The sequence below is a fragment of the Streptomyces sp. NBC_00090 genome (assembly GCF_045160815.1).
Lineage (GTDB): Bacteria > Actinomycetota > Actinomycetes > Streptomycetales > Streptomycetaceae > Streptomyces.
Map to the genome: position 1 here is coordinate 8,176,283 of NZ_CP108224.1, position 17,505 is coordinate 8,193,787.

At 71.5% G+C, this 17,505-nt stretch carries 15 protein-coding genes and 2 pseudogenes; 7 read left to right on the forward strand and 10 right to left on the reverse strand.

Annotated features, from left to right (window positions below):
• Window positions 1-192: 192 nt before the first annotated feature.
• Window positions 193-1,323 (forward strand): hypothetical protein, encoded by a 1,131-nt coding sequence (locus OG361_RS36370; protein ID WP_405860488.1) that lies wholly within the window; start codon window positions 193-195, stop codon window positions 1,321-1,323.
• Between the two features lie 757 nt (window positions 1,324-2,080).
• On the opposite strand, the pseudogene OG361_RS36375 reads toward OG361_RS36370, so the two are convergent.
• Window positions 2,081-2,259: pseudogene (locus OG361_RS36375) on the reverse strand (CorA family divalent cation transporter); the annotation flags it as partial.
• On the opposite strand from OG361_RS36375, the pseudogene OG361_RS36380 reads away from it, so the two are divergent.
• Window positions 2,252-3,343 (forward strand): annotated as a pseudogene (locus tag OG361_RS36380) (hypothetical protein); the annotation flags it as partial. The pseudogenes OG361_RS36375 and OG361_RS36380 sit on opposite strands and share 8 nt — an antisense overlap.
• A gap of 56 nt (window positions 3,344-3,399) precedes the next feature.
• Here the strand turns inward: OG361_RS36380 and OG361_RS36385 are convergent.
• The 4 genes from OG361_RS36385 to OG361_RS36400 all read right to left on the reverse strand — a co-directional run bounded on the left by OG361_RS36385 (window position 3,400) and on the right by OG361_RS36400 (window position 6,609).
• A complete protein-coding gene (locus OG361_RS36385) occupies window positions 3,400-4,200 on the reverse strand; it encodes a VOC family protein (RefSeq protein ID WP_405860490.1) in 801 nt (266 codons plus the stop codon).
• A gap of 205 nt (window positions 4,201-4,405) precedes the next feature.
• Entirely contained in the window at window positions 4,406-4,906 is a 501-nt protein-coding gene (locus tag OG361_RS36390) for an NUDIX hydrolase (protein ID WP_405860492.1), read from the reverse strand.
• A 263-nt stretch (window positions 4,907-5,169) separates the two neighbouring features.
• Window positions 5,170-6,120 carry a universal stress protein gene (locus OG361_RS36395; protein WP_405860494.1) on the reverse strand — a complete coding sequence of 317 codons (951 nt, stop codon included), beginning with the start codon at window positions 6,118-6,120 and terminating at the stop codon, window positions 5,170-5,172.
• Window positions 6,121-6,210: 90 nt separating this feature from the next.
• Window positions 6,211-6,609 (reverse strand): DUF5997 family protein, encoded by a 399-nt coding sequence (locus OG361_RS36400; protein WP_384562474.1) that lies wholly within the window; start codon window positions 6,607-6,609, stop codon window positions 6,211-6,213.
• Window positions 6,610-6,778: 169 nt separating this feature from the next.
• On the opposite strand from OG361_RS36400, the gene OG361_RS36405 reads away from it, so the two are divergent.
• Both OG361_RS36405 and OG361_RS36410 read left to right on the forward strand, forming a co-directional pair.
• Complete coding sequence (locus tag OG361_RS36405) at window positions 6,779-7,525, forward strand: LysR family transcriptional regulator substrate-binding protein (protein WP_405860496.1); 747 nt, start codon at window positions 6,779-6,781, stop codon at window positions 7,523-7,525.
• Between the two features lie 113 nt (window positions 7,526-7,638).
• The gene (locus tag OG361_RS36410) at window positions 7,639-8,220 is read left to right on the forward strand and encodes a Type-2Aa cytolytic delta-endotoxin (RefSeq protein WP_405860498.1); all 582 of its coding nucleotides are present in this window, start codon (window positions 7,639-7,641) and stop codon (window positions 8,218-8,220) included.
• Window positions 8,221-8,318: 98 nt separating this feature from the next.
• Here the strand turns inward: OG361_RS36410 and OG361_RS36415 are convergent, their stop codons facing one another.
• The 3 genes from OG361_RS36415 to OG361_RS36425 all read right to left on the reverse strand — a co-directional run bounded on the left by OG361_RS36415 (window position 8,319) and on the right by OG361_RS36425 (window position 12,960).
• Window positions 8,319-9,977 carry an FAD-dependent oxidoreductase gene (locus OG361_RS36415; protein WP_405860500.1) on the reverse strand — a complete coding sequence of 553 codons (1,659 nt, stop codon included), beginning with the start codon at window positions 9,975-9,977 and terminating at the stop codon, window positions 8,319-8,321.
• 33 nt (window positions 9,978-10,010) lie between these two features.
• Window positions 10,011-10,913 (reverse strand): diiron oxygenase, encoded by a 903-nt coding sequence (locus tag OG361_RS36420; RefSeq protein WP_405860501.1) that lies wholly within the window; start codon window positions 10,911-10,913, stop codon window positions 10,011-10,013.
• A gap of 250 nt (window positions 10,914-11,163) precedes the next feature.
• Window positions 11,164-12,960, reverse strand: a complete 1,797-nt coding sequence (locus OG361_RS36425) for a S8 family serine peptidase (RefSeq protein ID WP_405862632.1) — start codon at window positions 12,958-12,960, stop codon at window positions 11,164-11,166.
• Window positions 12,961-13,342: 382 nt separating this feature from the next.
• On the opposite strand from OG361_RS36425, the gene OG361_RS36430 reads away from it, so the two are divergent.
• Window positions 13,343-13,705 (forward strand): DUF1304 domain-containing protein, encoded by a 363-nt coding sequence (locus OG361_RS36430; RefSeq protein WP_384562462.1) that lies wholly within the window; start codon window positions 13,343-13,345, stop codon window positions 13,703-13,705.
• 80 nt (window positions 13,706-13,785) lie between these two features.
• Window positions 13,786-14,349 (forward strand): TetR/AcrR family transcriptional regulator, encoded by a 564-nt coding sequence (locus OG361_RS36435; protein WP_405860503.1) that lies wholly within the window; start codon window positions 13,786-13,788, stop codon window positions 14,347-14,349.
• 73 nt (window positions 14,350-14,422) lie between these two features.
• Here the strand turns inward: OG361_RS36435 and OG361_RS36440 are convergent, their stop codons facing one another.
• Window positions 14,423-14,890, reverse strand: coding sequence for a MarR family winged helix-turn-helix transcriptional regulator (locus OG361_RS36440; protein ID WP_405860505.1), 468 nt, complete (start codon window positions 14,888-14,890; stop codon window positions 14,423-14,425).
• A 110-nt stretch (window positions 14,891-15,000) separates the two neighbouring features.
• On the opposite strand from OG361_RS36440, the gene OG361_RS36445 reads away from it, so the two are divergent.
• Window positions 15,001-16,476 carry an MFS transporter gene (locus OG361_RS36445; protein WP_405860506.1) on the forward strand — a complete coding sequence of 492 codons (1,476 nt, stop codon included), beginning with the start codon at window positions 15,001-15,003 and terminating at the stop codon, window positions 16,474-16,476.
• Window positions 16,477-16,611: 135 nt separating this feature from the next.
• Here OG361_RS36445 and OG361_RS36450 read toward each other — a convergent pair whose 3' ends face one another.
• Entirely contained in the window at window positions 16,612-17,505 is an 894-nt protein-coding gene (locus OG361_RS36450; RefSeq protein WP_405860508.1) for a VOC family protein, read from the reverse strand.

Below are 17,505 nucleotides of genomic sequence, written 5' to 3' on the forward strand. Positions count from 1 at the left end.
TCAACTGAGCTCAAGGCTGAGGAACCCCTGGCGCCGGTGTACCCCTTCAATGCGCCAGGGGAGCCGATCACCCTCTACGACGGACCCATTGGACCGGCCGGGGCTGAGGTGCCCGGGGTTGTCCAGTACGGCTGCTCCCCGAAGCCCGGGATCTCTTGGCGGTTGCGTACCGAGGACTCTGACCCCACCTCTATGGACAGGACTGAGCTGAGTCTGCTCGACCTCGGTATCGAACTACCGGTGTCCGCCAGAGACGCTGTGAGCGGCTGGTCCAACGGCACTTCCTACGGAGACCCCACCGCCCCGCTCGACCGTGTCGTTGCCCACTGGTTCAATCTGCCCCGATGGCGTGGATCAGCCCACCTTGAGGCGCATGTCACTGATGGAGGGCCGCGATTGGTGTCGGCCGGGCGCAGTGTGTACGAGGCGGACGGATGGAGGATCACGCTCGACGTCCGCCCCGACCACGAGGCCGTCTTCTCTGATGTGCGCCAGGCCGACGTCTACGTCATGACCCATGTGATGGAGATCCGTCGGCTGGACGGAACCACGTTCACGTCCGCCGAGGTCACCCCGGTTCTCAGCGCTCTGCACGTGGGGCTGTCCTTCGCGCTCGGCCGGTGGGTCGCCCCCGCCCTGCCCGTCGGCCTGAACGACCAGGAGCATGCGGTGTGGGGCCAGTGGGGTCCGATGCTCTGTGACCCGGCGCGCCGCATCAGCTCCGGCTGGTGGTACCCCGAAGACCAGGAGTCCTTGGCAGATCTGCTGGCCTGCCTCCTGCCTGCCTTCCGCGATTCCGGCAAGGGGCAGGCGCTTCGCCTGCAGATGCAGTACGCGATCACCGCCCTCGCCGATCGAGGATTTGTCGAACAGCGGATCATGAGCGGAGCCGCCGGATTGGAGCATGTGATGTGGCAGGAACTCGTGCTCAGCGGCCGGCTCACGGAAGCCGAGTACACATCCCGCGCATGGCCTGCCCACAGGAAGCTGCGCATGCTCCTGACGGAGTCCAGGGTCGATCTGAGGGTGCACGTAGACCGTCTGCCAGCAGCCACCGCCTATGCGGCCCGGCAGCAAGTAGACGCAGCCCGGTCGGCGGACGGCGCCGACGTGGTCACACGAGTCCGTAACCGTCTCGTGCACCCCAAGGAGACACAAGAGCCCGTCTACGGAGTCAAAGGACTAGTCACCGACACCTGGCTCCTGACCCGCCACTACCTTGCTCTGCTGGTACTCCGCTCGATCGGCTACCGAGGTTCCTACCAGGACCTCTCCAGGACCAACAGATGGGTCGGCGAGACTGAACCCGTCCCATGGACGTGAGATCGAACAAGACCTCAGGAGCGGATGGCCGTCCTTCCGACTCGGGAGACCTTGCGGTCATACGAGGCGCTGGGCCACGTCGTTGCGGTTGATGTCCTGCGAATTCGAGGCTTGCGGATCGTGCGCTACGGCATCGTCTAATAGTCCTTCCTGGACGACGGCGGGCTCTCCTGCAGGCTCCCTGGGCGCAACCAAGCCCAGGGGGCTCTGCTGTACCTCGTCGACGGAGACGGAACAGCCCTCCTGGGGTCTGCCCCCAGCACGAACGGAAGTGCCCGCCGCTCCGGCACATTGGAACCACCGCACCGCGTGCCGCCAGGAGCGCTCTCACCCGTGAGCATCCACGGCGCCAGGCAGCCCGCCCTGTCGACTCGGTCAAAACCCCTTACCGACGGTGGGCGGGCCCCGGACTCCAGCTGCAGGATCTGCGCTACCGAGCGGCGCGGTTTGCTTTCCGGAGTCGGAAACGGCCCGCTGTCACTCACGGCGACTTGCCCTGACATCGATGAGCCGTCCAGGGGGCGGCGAACTATGGCGAACGGGCTTGATGGCGTAGGTGTCAGGTGCTGCTGACAGCCGCGTTCTCCCCAGATTCTCCCCAGCGCTTCCGGATCCCTAAAAAGGCCAGGTCAGAGGGCCTATGCAGGGAAGGGCGAGGAGATCGCCCGCATCACTTCTCCCCAGCGCCCCGCATGGGCGGTTCGCGCGGCGATGCATGCGCAGACAGTGCGCGGCGCGTGTTTGAGACAGGTGCCCGCTACAGCCAGCCTCTTCGCTTGAAAATAACGTACAAACTGCCCCATACCACCCCCATCGAGCCGATGGTGAACGGTGCCCGAGGCCCCAGCGCAGCTCCGGCATAGAGTCGAAGCTCATGCCATAAATAGTTCCCACCAGTGTGGGAGCAAAGGGAATCGCCGCCCACGAGAAGATCTTCAAGGACACCTCCGGCGGCGCCTACTTCTACCTGGACAACCAGGACCGGGTCGTCCTCGCCGACTCCCGCCAGCACGTCCTGCGCATCGCCCACCGCCAGAAGGCCGACGGCGCCTGGGAGTTCGTCGTCGAGGACGACTGGGACCTCACCTCCCTCGTCCCGCACGACTGCGTCTCCTGGACCAACCTCTTCCCCAGCGGCGTCTGCGACCCCGTCACCTCCGTCATGCCCGACTGGGACGGCCGCGTCTGGTGGGTCACCCGACTCGGCCGCGTCGGCACCATCGACCCCGCCACGGGCGCGCTCCGCGCGATCAGGCTCGACGGGGAGGAGATCCAGAACTCCTTCTCCGTCGCCGAGGACGGCGTCTCCATCGTCACCGACCACGCCCTGTACGCCTTCCGCGCCGACGCCGACGGCACTCCGCGCGTCCGGTGGCGCGAGGCGTACGACCGGGGGACCGGGACCAAGCCCGGCTCCGTGAACCAGGGTTCGGGCACCACCCCCGACCTGTTCGGCGACCGGGACCAGTACGTCGCCATCACCGACAACGCCGACGACCGGATGAACGTCCTCGTCTACCGCCGGGGCGCCGCCGTCCCCGCCGCCGAACGGCTCGTCTGCAAGGTGCCGGTCTTCCGCTCCGGGGCCTCCACCACCGACAACTCCCTGATCAGCTGGGGCAACAGCCTCGTCGTCGAGAACAACTACGGCTACGAGAACCCGAGTACCCTCGCCCTCGGCCGCAGCGTCGTCGGCGGCGCCACCCGGATCGACGTCCGCGCCGACGGCAGCGGCTGTGACACCGTCTGGGAGAGCGACGTCCGCTCGCCCTCCACCGTGCCGAAGCTCTCCACCGCCAACGGGCTGCTCTACTTCTACGAGAAGCGGCCCAACGGCCTCGGCATCGACGCCTGGTACCTGACGGCCGTCGACTTCCGCACCGGACAGCGGGCCTTCTCGCGCTTCACCGGCACCGGTCTCGCCTACGACAACAACTGGGCCCCGATCACCATCGGCCCCGACGGCACCGCGTACGTCGGCGTCTTCAACGGCATCGTCGCCGTCCGTGACACCGCCTGACCGGACGCACGGAACCGCCCCGCGACCTCGGAGGCGCGGGGCGGTTCGCCGTACGGTCAGACCATCTCGGGCATGTCGCCCACGGTGGTCTTCATATCGATCACCGCGAACGCCGCACCCTGCGGGTCCAGGATCGCCGCGAACCGGCCGTACGGGCTGTCCATGGGGCCGAAGACCTTCTTCCCCTTGAGGCGCTCGGCCGCCTCGACGGCCTTGTCGCAGTTGTCGACGGCGAAGTAGATCTGGACGTAGGACGGGATCTCCGGCGGGAAGTCCTCCTTCGTCATCAGCATCCGGCCCAGGACGGGCCGGTCCTCTCCTAGGTCGAAGACCCGGTAGTCGACGTGCTCGTCCTTCATCTTCTTGGAGTTGTAGCCGAAGACCTCGGTGAGGAAGGCGTCGGACTTCGCCGACTCCCGCGTGAAGACCTCGGCCCATGCGTACGCGCCGGTCTCACCCTCGAGTTCGAAGCCCTCGTGAGTGCCCGGCTGCCAGATGCCGAACGTCGCACCGGTCGGATCCTGCGCGATGCACATGGACCCGAACTCGCCGACCTGCATCGGCTCCATGAGGATCGTGCCGCCCGCCGACCGGATCTTCTCCGCCGTGGCGGCGACGTCCGGGGAGGCGAAGTACAGACACCAGGCCGACTGCGGCGACTCGCCCTGCCCTGGCATCGGGGGGACGACGGCCGCGACCGCCTTCCCGTTCTTGTACGCCTGCGTGTAGTTGCCGTATTCCGAAGAGGCCTCGCCGAAGGTCCAGCCGAGCACGTCTCCGTAGAACGTCTTGGCGCCCTCCACGTCGGTGAACATCGCGTCGGCCCAAACCGGCGTGCCTTCAGGTCGTGCGGCCATGACGGTGACTCTCTCTCTTGCGATCGATGTCGTGTTCCTGTGAGCCACGCTAACCACGCCCGCCCCACCTCGCTCGGCGACGCTCCGTGACGCGACCCCGGTGACGTGACCCCGGTGACGTGACCCCGTGCCGCGACACGCACGGATGGAGACCGGTGCGGAGGACAGGACGATCGCCGTCCGGCCGGGGGCCGGGCGGTGGGTGTCACCCGGGCAGGCGGCTCATCGCGTACCGGTGGAAGGGGCCGTCGGGCACCGGGAGTCCGGGCCGCCACATCCTCAGCACCTGGGCGGACGGCAGGAACAGCGCCGTCGGCAGGTGGTCCGGGTCCGTCCACTCCCAGCGCTCGATCCTGTCCGGCTCGGCGACGGCCGGCGTCCCCCGGGAACCGGCCACCACCGTGGCCGCGGTCATCCGGGTCAGCTCCGTGGAGGTGACCGAGTCCAGGATCAGCCCGAGGACCTCCACGTCGGCGGCCTCCGCGACGAGGGTGGTCTCCTCGGAGAGCTCGCGCACCGCCGCGCTCTCGATCGACTCGCCCGGCTCGACCTTGCCGCCCGGCAGCTCCCACACCCCGGAGCGGTGCAGCCCCAGGAGGACCCGGCCCGCCTCGTCGGTCACGACGACCCCGGCGCCGAGAGAGGCCTGGGCGGGGGGCGGCCGGACGTTGCGGAGGGCTGCGGCGGCCTGCTCGGAGGTGGACATGGTCCCCCTTGTACCAGCGGGCGACACGTACGACAAAGAGACCGGAACAAAAATCCTGAAACCCCTTGAATCGGGCGAAAAAAGGAGGAAACTCTTGTTTTACACCGGACAACCGGAAAGAGCCGCACCCGCCGACGGAGACGTCCGACGGCCCGCGTGACCCTTGACACGGCTCTGGCCAGGCCCCCGGCGGGGCCGGTCGGGCACGGAGCCGTCGGCGACGGCCGACGACCGCGCGAACCGACTCGGACCGCCGGGGACTGTCATGTCCCGGGGGCGTCCCCGGCCGGCGGGACCACCGAGACCGGACAGTGCGCGTGGTGCAGCACCGCGTGGGCGACCGAACCGATCAGCAGCGAGCCGATGCGATGCCGGTGGTGCCGACCCACGACCACCAGACCGGCGTCCCGCGAACCCTCCACGAGCCGCCCCGCCGCGTCCCCCGGCACCACCGAAGGGACCAGCTCGACATCCGGCCACCGCTCCGCGAAGGGCCGGAGCCGCTCCGCCTGCTCCCGCTCCGCCTCCCCGATGAGCTCCGCCGAGTCATCGGCCTCCGGCACCGGCGGCGGCACCTGGAGCGCCGGGGACGGGGCCGCGAGCAGCGTTTCCGGCTGCGGAGGAAACCGGAAGGCGGTCACGGCCTCCAGCGGCACACCGCGCCGGTGCGCCGCCTCGAACGCGAAGGCCACCACCTCGTCCGAGGTCTCCCCGGAATGCAGGCCCAGCAGGATCCGGCCCGCGTCCGGGTCGCCCGAAGCCCCGGCCGCGCGGGCCTCGTGCGGTACGACCACGAGCGGGCAGGGCGCGGTCATCGCCAGCGTGCGGCTGGTCGAGCCGAGCAGCAGGGTCATGAAGCCGCCGTGCCCCCGCGAGCCGGTCACCAGCAGCCGTCCGCCCCGCGCGGCCGCCCGCAGCGCATCGGTCACGCTTCCGTCCAGGGAGACGTACCGCACGGGAATCATGTGCCCGCGCTCCTCGACCACGGCCCGGGCGGCGTTCAGGACCGTGTCGGGCAGCTCCGGTTCCTTGCCCAGGGAGGCGATCCGCGCGGCGCCGAGCTGGAGCGCGTCGGAGCGGACGTGGGCCACCACCACGGGCGAGCCCAGGCTCTCCGCGGCGCTCAGGGCCCACTCCAGGGCGCGGAGGCTGTGCTCGGATCCGTCCACGCCGACGACGACCGGCGGCTCGGACGCGGTGCTCATGTCACTCATGGGGACATGACTCCCGCACCCGCCCGCACGCCACACCGGCCCGTACCGAATCGCTTCGGTACGGGCCGGTGGGAAAAGAAGGGGGGTGTGTCAGGCGCTCTGCTCGCGGCGCGCCCGCTCCGCGTCCCGCTCCTTGATGCGGACGGTCTCCGCGCGGGTCTCCGACTGGGTGGCCCGCTCCTTCCGCAGCCAGGCGGGGAGCTCCTCCTTGATCGCTTCGATCTGCTCGGTGGTGAGCGGCTCGGTGATCCCGCCGCGCGCGAGGCCGGCGATGGAGACGCCGAGCTTGTTGGCGACGACCGGGCGGGGGTGCGGACCGTTCTTGCGGAGCTCCTGGAGCCAGGCCGGCGGATTGGCCTGGAGCTCGGTCAGCTCGGCGCGCGAGACGACACCCTCCTGGAAGTCGGCGGGGGTGGCTTCGAGGTACACACCCAGCTTCTTCGCCGCGGTCGCGGGCTTCATCGTCTGGGTGTTCTGGTGCGACGTCATGGAGTCAAGGGTATCGAGCATGCGGGCGACCTCCGACCACGTCCGCTACCGGTAGCCTTGCGGGGTGACAGGCTCGGACGTTTCCCCCGCGGATTCCCCTTCGGTTTCCCCCTCCTCCACCCCCTCCTCCTCGGCTTCCCCGGCGTTCCGCCTCGCCTACGTGCCAGGAGTGACGCCCTCGAAGTGGGTCCGGATCTGGAACGAGCGGCTGCCCGACGTCCCCCTCACCCTCCTCGCCGTGAGCCCGGCCGAGGCCTTCGGCGCGCTCCGGGAAGGCACCGCGGACGCGGGGCTCGTCCGGCTGCCCGTCGACCGGGACGACCTGAGCGCCATCCCGCTCTACACCGAGACCACGGTCGTCGTCGTCCCCAAGGACCACCTGTTCGCCCAGGTCGAGGAGATCTTCGCGACGGACCTCGCCGACGAGCTCGTCCTGCACCCCCTCGACGACACCCTCGGCTGGGAGCAGCCGCCGGGCCGCCCGGCGATGGAGCGCCCCGAGACGACCGCCGACGCGATCGAGCTCGTCGCGGCGGGCGTCGGCCTGCTCGCACTCCCCCAGTCGCTCGCCCGGCTCCACCACCGCAAGGACCTCACGTACCGGACGCTCAACGACGTCCCGCAGTCGCGCGTGGCCCTGTCGTGGCCGGCGGCCGACGAGGCCCCCGATCTGGTGGAGGAGTTCATCGGGATCGTGCGCGGCCGGACGGTGAACAGCACCCGGGGCCGTCGCGCCGAGGAGCGTAAGGGCCAGAAGGAGCCGAAGAAGGACCCGAAGAAGTCCGGCAAGCCCGCCCGGTCCGCCAAGCCGGGCGGCGGCTCCCGCACCGGGGGCCGGCCCGCGGCGGCCCGCAAGGGCGGCGCCACCGGGGGCTCCGGCCGGGGCAAGAGCGGAAAGCCCCGCCGCCGTTCCTGAACGGACCGGCCCTCCCGGGGCCCCGTGTCCGCACGGCGGACGTCCCTCACCGGGCGCGGGGGCGCCTCGGCATACTGACCCCTCCTGATCATCGAGATCACACAGGAGGAGTTTTGGCCGCCAGTTTCAGGACCGTCGTCGAGGTGGGACCGGACCATCTCGAACAGGCCCGGTCCATCGACCGGGTGTTCCAGGAGGCGATCGCGCCCGCGACCGTCAACTTCGACTTCGAGGCGATACGGGAGGCGGCCGCCGCCGTCCCCGACAGCACCGTCGTGCGGATGGTCCGGGGCTGGGGGCTCCAGGAGCACGCCCCCGTCCTGGTCATGGTGCTCTCGCTCAAGGAGGCCGTCCGGCAGGCGCTGCCCCCGGAGTACGCGGACGCGGGGTTCTGGGGGACCGTCGAGCGGGAGCTCGTCCAGGCCTTCACCGGCCTCGCCGCGCAGGAGGGGCAGCCCGGACTCTCCTTCTACGAGGAGTCCGAGCACCGCACCCGCTTCTACCGGGACCTGTTCTTCGCCCTCCAGGACGAGGGGACGGGCGAGCACATCTACGCCCTGGCCTTCTGCGTCGACGTGACCGTCGAGCTGCCGAAGGCGGAGGCCACCGCCCTGGAGCTGACGGACGTCGTTCCCTTCGCCGTCCGGCTCAACGCGATCGTGGTCCGCCAGGAGACGGCGGGCGTCGCTGCCTGAGCCGTACCGGCCCGCCGTCCCGGGCCGGACACCGTAGACCTCGGTCCGCAGATATCAGTCCGCAGGCCTCAAAGCCCCAGACCTCAGAACCCCGGACCTCAGACCGGTCGGCGCCACCGGCCGCCGCGTGCCGCCGCGACGAGCTCCGGCACCGTCGCCAGCTTGACCCGGGGACGTCCCGCCTCCCTGCCACGTGCCCGCTCGGCACGGTCGATGGCCGCGAGACCGCGCGCGTCGACGAGACCCCGGCTGCGGCTCCGCAGCAGTTTCCGGAAGGCCTCCGGAGAGCCCGTGGGCGCCGGCAGCGCCCCCGCGACCGCGTCCGCGAGCAGTGTCCCGACCGTCTCCTCCGCGCAGGCCCTGTTGGCCCCGATACCGCCCGAGGGCCCCCGCTTGATCCAGCCGACGACATAGCCGCCGGGCAGCCCGGTGATCCGTCCGGCCTCGTGGGGCACGGTGCCGGCGGCCTCGTCGAAGGGCAGCCCCGCGAGCGGCACGCCCCGGTAGCCGATCGCCCGGACGAGCAGGCCCGCCCCGATCTCCGCACCGGCGGACGAGCCCTCCTCCGACACGCGGACCGCCCGTACGGCGCCGGTGCCGAGCGCCTCGACCGGGGCGGAGTGGAAGCGCAGGACGATCCTGCGCCGGTCCCGCGCGGGCTCCCGCGACCAGTCCACCGTCTCGCGGGTCACGTCCCGCAGGAGCGCGGCCTTCTCGCCGGACGCCGCGCTGTCGATGGCCTCGCCGGTGCGGGCGTCCCGGCCGTCGACGACCAGCTCCACCCCCGGGAGGTGCTTCAGGGCGAGCAGCTCGGACGCCGTGTACGCGGCGTGCTCGGGGCCCCGGCGGCCGAGCAGCACCACCTCGCGCACCCGCGTGCCGCGCAGGGCGGTGAGGGCGTGGTCGGCGATGTCGGTGCCGGCGAGGGAGTCGGGGTCCGTGACGAGGACGCGGGCGACGTCGAGGGCGACGTTGCCGTTGCCGACGACCACGATCCGCTCGGCGGAGACGTCGACCGCGTCCGCCCCGGTCTCCGGCTGGGCGTTGTACCAGGAGACGACCGAGGTCGCGGAGACGCTCCCCGGCAGCTCCTCGCCGGGGATGCCGAGCCGTCGGTCGGCGGGCGCGCCGACGGCGTAGATCACCGCGTCGTGGTGCGCGGCGAGCTCCTCGGCGGTGACGTCCCGGCCGATCTCCACGCCCAGCCGCAGCCGGACGCGGGGGTGGGAGTGGAAGCGGGCGAAGGCCTCCCCGGCGCCCTTGGTCGCCGGGTGGTCCGGTGCCACGCCGTACCGTACGAGTCCGCCGGCCACCGGCAGCCGGTCGATCAGCGTCACCTCGGCGTTGGTGTGCAGGAGCAGGTCCTCGGCGGCGTACATGCCCGCCGGGCCCGTGCCGACGACCGCGATCCGCAGCGGGGCGAAGTCGGCGGGCAGCGAGCGGTGGAAGGCGGGCGCGCCCCAGGTGTGGAAGGTGGGCGAGGCCACGGCCGGCGGGGGCGTGCGGTGGGCGTAGTACTCCGCGTTGATCGCCTCGTACTCCCGCAGGCGCCCGGTGAGACGGTCCGCCGGGAAGATCGCGTCGACCGGGCAGGCGTCGGCGCAGGCACCGCAGTCGATGCAGCTCTTCGGGTCGATGTAGAGCATCTCCGTCGTCCCGAAGTCCGGCTCCTCCGGCGTCGGGTGGATGCAGTTGACCGGGCAGACGGCGATGCACGTGGCGTCGTTGCAGCAGGTCTGGGTGATGGCGTAGGTCATGTCGTCGGCTCTGCTCTGCTCGGCTCGGAGGGGTCAGACGAGGTGGGCGCGCTGGTAGAAGAAGAGCGCGGGCCGGGTCAGCATCCCGACGTCGGCCAGGAACTCCATCAGTCCGGAGCAACTGGCGCGCAGCTGTGCCTTGTAGTGCTCGTTGGCGGCCGCCTCGCGGCGGGCCCGCTCGGGGTCGAGTCCGACCCGCACGTACACCTCCGGGTTCACCAGGCTGGTGATGATGTAGTACGCGGCGATGGCGACCACGAGGGCCTGGAGGTGACGGCGCGGCCTGCTCGCGCGGGCGAGGTGGCGGCGCGTCTCGTCCCGGGCGAACTTCATGTGCCGGGACTCCTCGACGACATGGATGTTGTTGATGGTGCGGACGAAGGGGACGACCCGCTCGTCGCGCATCCAGTCCCGCTGCATGACGTCGAGGACCTCCTCGGCGACGAGGATGCCGGCGTACGCGGCTTCGCCGAAGCCGACGGTCTTCATGAAGCGCCCGAGTTCCAGCACGGCCCGCCTGGGCCGGTACGCGGGCGCGCCGAGCTTCTGGGAGCCCCGGGCGAACATGATCGAGTGCCGGCACTCGTCGGCGATCTCGGTGAGGGCCCACTGGAACCGGGGATCGGTGTGGTCCATGAGGTAGATGTCGCGGAGCACCATCTGCTGGAGGATCATCTCGAACCAGATGCCGGTGCTGGCGACCGAGGCGGACTCCTGCCGGGTCAGCTCCTTGCGCTGCTCCTCGGTCATCTCGTTCCAGTACGCGGTGCCGTAGAGGGAGTTCCACTCGGGGCTCTGCCCGTGGAAGTCCTTGTCGAGGGGGGTGTCCCAGTCCACCTCGACGGCCGGGTCGTACGACAGCTTCGCGGCCGACCGGAGCAGTCGCTCCGCGACATCCTGATCCTCGTCGTCCGGGCGAACGGTGCTGCTTGCCATGGTTGCGGCTCCTCGGGTCGCGCGATCGGCTCGGGCACGCTTGTTAGACGTAGCGTCTAGCAAGCTTGTTAGACGGAACGTATAGCAAGGGGGCGGCGCAGGCCTACCCCCCGGTAAGGACTTGTTCTCCGAAGGCACTTCGGGCGGACACGCGAACGGGGCCGGAGCCGAGTCGGCTCCGGCCCCGTCATGGGGACGCGCGGTACGGGCGCCGGTGGGGGCGCCGTGACAGCGTTGTGAGGGTGCTGTCCTAGAAGGTCAGGTTCCAGGCGTCGATCTTGCCCGTGTCCTGGTTCGCGTTGTCGTTCACGCGGAGCTTCCAGACGCCGTTGGCGACCTCCGCCGAGGCGTTGACCGTGAACGTCTGGATGATGTTGTCCGTGCCGCTGCCGGTCCGGTTGTGGACCGTGTAGACGGTGCCGTCCGGGGCCACCAGATCGACCTTCAGGTCACCGATGTACGTGTGCTTGACGTCCACGCCCACCTTGAGGGTCGCCGGGGCGTTGCCCGTCACCCCGCTGACCGTGATCGGGCTCTCGACCGTCGCGTTGTCGGAGATCGCCACGTCGGTGAGGTTCTCGAAGTACGCGCCGGGCGGCGGGGTGGTGCCCCCGACGGCCTTCAGGGCGTCGACCGCGCCTTCGCCGAAGAAGCCGTTCTTGGTGGTGGTGCCGGTGCAGCGGGTGTCCGAGGGGCACGCCCGGTCCGTGGCCTGGACGCCGAGCTGGTCCCGGATCTGCGCCGGGGTGAACGCCGGGTTGGTGCTCGCGATCAGCGCCGCGACGCCGGCCACGTGCGGGGAGGCCATCGACGTGCCGTTCATGTTGCCGTACTTGCCGCCCGGGAGCGTCGAGTAGACACCGGAGCTGCCGTCGCCGCCGGGGGCCGCGATGTCGATGACGCCGTTGCCGAAGTTCGAGTACGAGGCCTTGGCGCCGCCGTTGCCCTGCGCGGCGACGGTCACGACGCCCGGGAGCTCCGTCGGGATGTCGATGCAGGCGTTGGTGATGGTGCGGGTGACCGGCGTCGAGTCGTTGGGGGACTCGGAGTCGGTCGTCTTGTTCGCCAGGTCGTAGTTGGAGTTGCCGGCGGCGGCCACCTGGAGCGAGCCCTTGCCCTCGGCGTACGCCTGGGCGCGGCGGACGCCCTCGATGATGGCGGCCTGGTCCACGTTGTCCGGGCAGTTGAACGCCCACGGGTCCGTGTAGTAGCTGTTGTTGGTGACCTTGAAGCCGTGGTCACCGGCCCACACGAAGCCGCAGATCGTGTTCTCCGCGAAGAACAGGCTGCTGGTCGGCTCCGCGATGCGGACCGAGGAGATCTTCACGCCCGGCGCGACGCCGATGACGCCCTTGCCGTTCTTCGCGGCCGCGATGGTGCCCGCGACGTGCGTGCCGTGGGTGCCGACGTCACGCCACGCGCCGGCGCGGGTGTCCGCCTTGCCGTAGGCGCAGGAGGCCGAGTCGGCCGCGTTGAAGTTGGGCGCGATGTCCTGGTGCTGGTCGTCCACGCCGGTGTCGAGGACGCCGACCTTCACCGAGGCCGAGCCGGTGGTGACGGCCCAGGCCTGGTCGGCCTTGATCTGCGTCATGTCCCAGCGGTTGGACTCCGTCAGCGTCGTCGCCGACTGCGACGGGTTCGCCGGGAGCGCCGGGTTGTAGGCGTCGGCGGGGACGTCGGACGTCCGGGTCGCGCCGACCTGCTGGACGCCGCCGACCGTGCGCATCGACGAGGCGAACGACGCGGACGTCGAGTGCGCCACGATCACGCCGATCGCGTCGTACGTGGCGAAGACCGAACCGCCGTTGCTCGCCACGGCGCCGCTGACGGCGGAGGTGCCGCCGGGTGCCGTGATCACCAGGTAGGCGCGGGTGCCCGCGGCCCAGGCCGCCGGTGCGGCGACGGCCGCGGTGGGAGCCTGCGCGGTGGTGGCCTGCGTCGCCCCCGCCGAACCGGCCGCGACGGGCGCGGTGTCCGACGGTGCTGCCTGGGCGAATCCGGCGGGAGCGGCGAGCGCCACGGTCGTACCGAGGGCCGCGACGGCGATGGCCGAGCTTCTCAACCGGGTGGATATGTGGGAAAACAATGCGTCCTCCGATGACCCGGTGGCGCGGGTGGCGCCCGCCGGGCCCTGTGATGTGTGGGGTGGACGCAAGATCCCAGACTCGCCCGACGGAGGGAAGCATTCTGTCCGAGAAGCCTGTTCGCGTTACGCACTGTTGACCTGTCGGCGCCGGGAAGGCGTACGAATCGGCCTTCCTGTCCCCTTCGTTCTCCGGAGGTGCGGCAGGACGAGAGGTCGCCCACCGCCGAGGACTTCGACCCCGCCGTGCAGCTGCTCCTGACGGAACGACCAGCCCTCTCCTGGACAGATGTCCATGTATCCTGGACGCCTGTCCAGGAAGTACACACCACGGTGGGAGAGCGCGATGGAGACGACGGCGAACGTTCTGGTGGGCCTGGTGGCCGCCTTGCACGCGTACATCCTGGTTCTGGAGATGTTCCTGTGGGAGCGGAAGCCCGGCCGCGCCCTGTCCGGCTTCGACGCCGACATGGCCCGCGCGACCGCGCCGCTCGCCGCGAACCAGGGCCTCTACAACGGCTTCCTGGCGGCCGGGCTCGTCTGGGGCCTCGTCGCCGAGGACCCGACGGGGTTCCGGGTCACGGTGTTCTTCCTGGGCTGCGTGGTCGTCGCGGGCCTGTACGGCGGCGCCACCGCCAACCGCCGCATCTTCGTCGCCCAGGCGCTCCCCGGCGCCCTGGCCCTCGCCGCCGTCCTGCTGAGCCGGTGACCCCGATGCCGGGAGACGCGATGCCGGGCGGTGCGATGAAGCGAGGTGCAATGCCGGGAGGTGCGATGCAGGGAGACGCGATGCCGGGAGACCCCCGGGCCGCCCGCACGCGGGCCAAGCTGCGGCAGGCCCTCCTCGACGAGTGCGCGGAGCGCCCGTTGGCGGAGGTCACCACCGCCGCACTGGTCCGCAGGGCCGGGGTCGGCCGCGCCACCTTCTACGTCCACTACGCCGATCTGGAGGCGCTGGCCGTCGACGCCTGCGCCGACGTGGTCCGCGACGCGGTGGACGCCCTGCACGCCTGGCGCGGTGTCCCCGATCCGGCGTCGCCGCCGCCCGCGCTCATCGCCTTCTTCGAGGGCCTCGCCCCGCACGCCCACCTCTACCGGGCCCTGCTCAGCCCGGGCGGCGGCGGCCCGCTCGGCCACGTCCTCCATCAGGACCTGCGCGCCCGCAGCCTCGCCGAACGCACCCTGGTCGGCGCCCCCGAACCCGAGCTGATCGCCTCCGCCGTGGCCGCCACCTTCGCGGGGGTGCTGGCCGACTGGCTGCACGGACTCGTCGAGGGCACCCCCGCCCGCGTCTCCGGGCGGATCTGGCTCCTCCTCGTCACCCTGCACCGCACACCCCTGCGTGAGCCGTGAAGCGGGTGTGACCGTACGGGGCGGGTGGGGCGGGTAGGTCCTGCTGGGGTGTCCGTGGGGAGGTGATTCCCGGTCAGGGGCGGGGCCAGGGGCGGCCCTCCAGGCGCTCGATGTCCCGGTTGAAGCGTTCGAGGAAGTCGGCGAAACGGGCCACGTCCTCGGGCGACCAGTGCTCCATCACCCGCTCCAGGCCCTCGATGTTCGAGGCGCGGTCGGCGTCGAGCCGGTGCTCGCCCTCCTCCGTGATGCGGAACTTGCGGGCGATGCCGCCGTCGGGGTCGGGGATGCGCTCGACGACCCCGGCGCGGAGCATGGCGGCGGTCTGCCGGTTGAGGGTGGAGGCGTCGAGGCCGAAGGCCTCGCTGAGCTGCCCGATGGACATCGGCCCGTGCATGCGGATGCGGCTCAGCAGGACGTACGCGCTGCGGTCGAGGTGGCCGCCGGCGGCCCGGGAGCGGGGCGCGTACAGGTGGGCGTGCCGGCCGAGCAGCATGGTCTCGAACTCGACCAGATGAGTGGGCTTGTCCACGGGCTTGTCCATGGGGGCATTCTCTCTCGCGGTGTGGCGCTGTGCATCATGCACGACTTGTGTATACCGCAAGAGATGTGCATGATGCACACGACTCACTGTGGAAGACCGAGGGAGAACCCGTGGACGGCTCCAAGCCCGAAGCCCGCACCGGAGGCGTCGTCGGCGTCCTCGCCCTGGCGGGCATCGTGGCCGCACTCATGCAGACCCTGGTGGTGCCGCTCATCGGCGACCTTCCCGAACTCCTCGACACCGCCCCCTCCAACGCCTCCTGGGTGATCACCGCCACCCTGCTCGCCGCCGCCGTCGCCACCCCCGTCGCCGGGCGCCTCGGCGACACCCTGGGCAAGCGCCGCGTCCTCCTCGCCTCCGTCGTCCCGCTGATCGCCGGATCCGTCGTCTGCGCGCTCGCCTCCTCCGTCGTCCCGATGATCGTCGGACGCGGCCTCCAGGGCCTCGGCATGGGCGTCGTCCCCGTCGGCATCAGCCTCCTCCGGGACGTCCTGCCGCCCGAGAAGCTCGGCGGCTCCATCGCCCTGATGAGCGCCTCCATGGGCGTCGGCGGCGCCCTCGGCCTCCCCTTCTCCGCCGCCGTCGCCGAGAACGCCAGCTGGCGCGTGCTCTTCTGGGTCGCCGCCGCCCTCAGCCTCCTCGTCGGCCTCCTCATCTGGCGCGTCGTGCCCGCAGGGCCGCGCAACCCCGCCCCCGGCCGCTTCGACCTGCCGGGCGCCCTCGGCCTCGGCGCGGGCCTCGTCGCCCTGCTGCTCGCCGTCTCCAAGGGCGCGACCTGGGGCTGGGGCAGCGGCACCACCCTCGGCCTCTTCGCCGGCGCCGCCGTCGTCCTGCTCGCCTGGGGCGTCTGGGAGCTGCGGACCCGCGACCCGCTCGTCGACCTGCGGGTCACCGCCCGCCCGGTCGTCCTCATGACCAACGCGGCCTCGGTCCTCGTCGGCTTCGCGATGTACGCGCAGTCCCTGGTCGTCCCGCAGCTGCTCCAGCTGCCCGAGGCCACCGGGTACGGCCTCGGCCAGTCGATGATGGCCATGGGCCTGTGGATGGCCCCGGCGGGCCTGATGATGATGGCCCTGGCCCCGCTCGGCGCCAAGCTCTCCGCGGCCCGCGGCCCCAAGGTCACCCTCTCCCTCGGCGCCCTCGTCATCGCCGTCGGGTACGCCTCCTCCCTCGCCCTCATGGGCACCACCTGGGGCCTGCTCGTCGTCACGCTCATCTGCAACACCGGAGTGGGGCTCGCCTACGGAGCTATGCCGGCGCTCATCATGGGCGCGGTGCCGCAGGCGGAGACCGCCTCCGCCAACAGCTTCAACACGCTGATGCGCTCCATCGGCACCTCGGTCTCGGCCGCCGTCATCGGCGTCGTCCTCGCCCAGATGACCACGACCCTCGGCGGGCACGTGCTGCCCTCCGAGGACGGCTTCCGCGCCGCCATGATGATCGGCGCCGGGGTGGGCCTCGTCGCCGCGGTCGTCGCCGCCCTCATCCCGGCCGGCGCCGCGACGACCGACTCGGACGGCGCGCCCGGGGCCGGTACCGACGCCGAGGGCGAGTCCGAGGGCGCCCCGCGGGCCGCCCTGCGGTAGCCCGTACACCGCACCCCCCGAGAAGAGAGCCACGCCGCGCCGACGGGTACGTGGGGACGGACCCGGCGACGGCGCCACCCGTCCGGCGGGCGGAACCCAGGGGCACGCCGACTCCCGGAGGGCCCCGGCGGTCGCTCAACCGCGACCTCCGGGGCCCTCCGGCATGTTCTCGGGAATCTCCTCCGGAGTGTTCTCGGGGACGTCCTCGGGGACGTCCTCATCCGTCGGCGCGTCGAGCGTGAACAGCGCGCCGTCCGGGTCCCTCACCACCACGCGCTGCTCGTCCGTGCCCTTCGGAGCGCGGACCCCGCCCCACTCGCCGCCCGGCACGACCGACCCGCCGTGCTTGACGACCGCGGCCGTCGCCGCCTCCAGATCGGGCACCCGGAACCGTACGAGCCAGCGCGGCCGCAGCTGCGGCCGCGCCGAGGCGGACTCGACCGGACCGCTGTTCAGCCGGGCGACGGCCTCGCCGTGCCACCGCAGCACCACCTGGTCCCGCTCGTACGAGACCTCGACGCCGCTCGGGCTCCCGTCCGCCCAGCCCAGCACCCCGCCGTAGAACACGGCCGCGTCGAACGCGTCCCGCGTATGGAGCTCCAGCCACGCGGGCGCCTGCCGCTCGCCCACGCGCCACCGCGAGATCAGCCGCCCCTCCCACACGGCGAACGCGGCGCCCTCCCGGTCCGTGGCGAGCGCCGCACGCCCCCGGGGCGGAAAGGCGACCGGCCCCACGCCGACGGTGCCGCCGCGCTCCCGGATCCGCGCCACCGCCGTGTCGGCGTCGTCCACGGCGAAGAACGGCGTCCAGGCCACCGGCACCGCCATCTCGGCGGCCACCGCCGCGATCCCGGCGACCGGGACCCCGTCCCGCTCGCCCACCGCGTACTCCTCGCCGAGAGCGCCCCGGCGGAACGTCCAGCCCAGCACCGCCCCGTAGAAGCGCTCCGCCGCGTCGAGATCGCGCGCGGCCAGACTCAGCCAGCACGGCGCGCCCACTGCCTCAGCGCTCACCGTCACCCTCACCAT

Bases quoted from the DNA above. Each gene is read 5' to 3' on its own strand.
- OG361_RS36370 (WP_405860488.1), top strand. From the start codon at position 193: ATGGACAGGACTGAGCTGAGTCTGCTCGACCTCGGTATCGAACTACCG.
- OG361_RS36385 (WP_405860490.1), bottom strand. From the start codon at position 4,200: ATGGCCGCACGACCTGAAGGCACGCCGGTTTGGGCCGACGCGATGTTC.
- OG361_RS36390 (WP_405860492.1), bottom strand. From the start codon at position 4,906: ATGTCCACCTCCGAGCAGGCCGCCGCAGCCCTCCGCAACGTCCGGCCG.
- OG361_RS36395 (WP_405860494.1), bottom strand. From the start codon at position 6,120: ATGAGTGACATGAGCACCGCGTCCGAGCCGCCGGTCGTCGTCGGCGTG.
- OG361_RS36400 (WP_384562474.1), bottom strand. From the start codon at position 6,609: ATGACGTCGCACCAGAACACCCAGACGATGAAGCCCGCGACCGCGGCG.
- OG361_RS36415 (WP_405860500.1), bottom strand. From the start codon at position 9,977: ATGACCTACGCCATCACCCAGACCTGCTGCAACGACGCCACGTGCATC.
- OG361_RS36420 (WP_405860501.1), bottom strand. From the start codon at position 10,913: ATGGCAAGCAGCACCGTTCGCCCGGACGACGAGGATCAGGATGTCGCG.
- OG361_RS36430 (WP_384562462.1), top strand. From the start codon at position 13,343: ATGGAGACGACGGCGAACGTTCTGGTGGGCCTGGTGGCCGCCTTGCAC.
- OG361_RS36435 (WP_405860503.1), top strand. From the start codon at position 13,786: ATGCCGGGAGACCCCCGGGCCGCCCGCACGCGGGCCAAGCTGCGGCAG.
- OG361_RS36440 (WP_405860505.1), bottom strand. From the start codon at position 14,890: ATGGACAAGCCCGTGGACAAGCCCACTCATCTGGTCGAGTTCGAGACC.
- OG361_RS36450 (WP_405860508.1), bottom strand. From the start codon at position 17,505: ATGGTGAGGGTGACGGTGAGCGCTGAGGCAGTGGGCGCGCCGTGCTGG.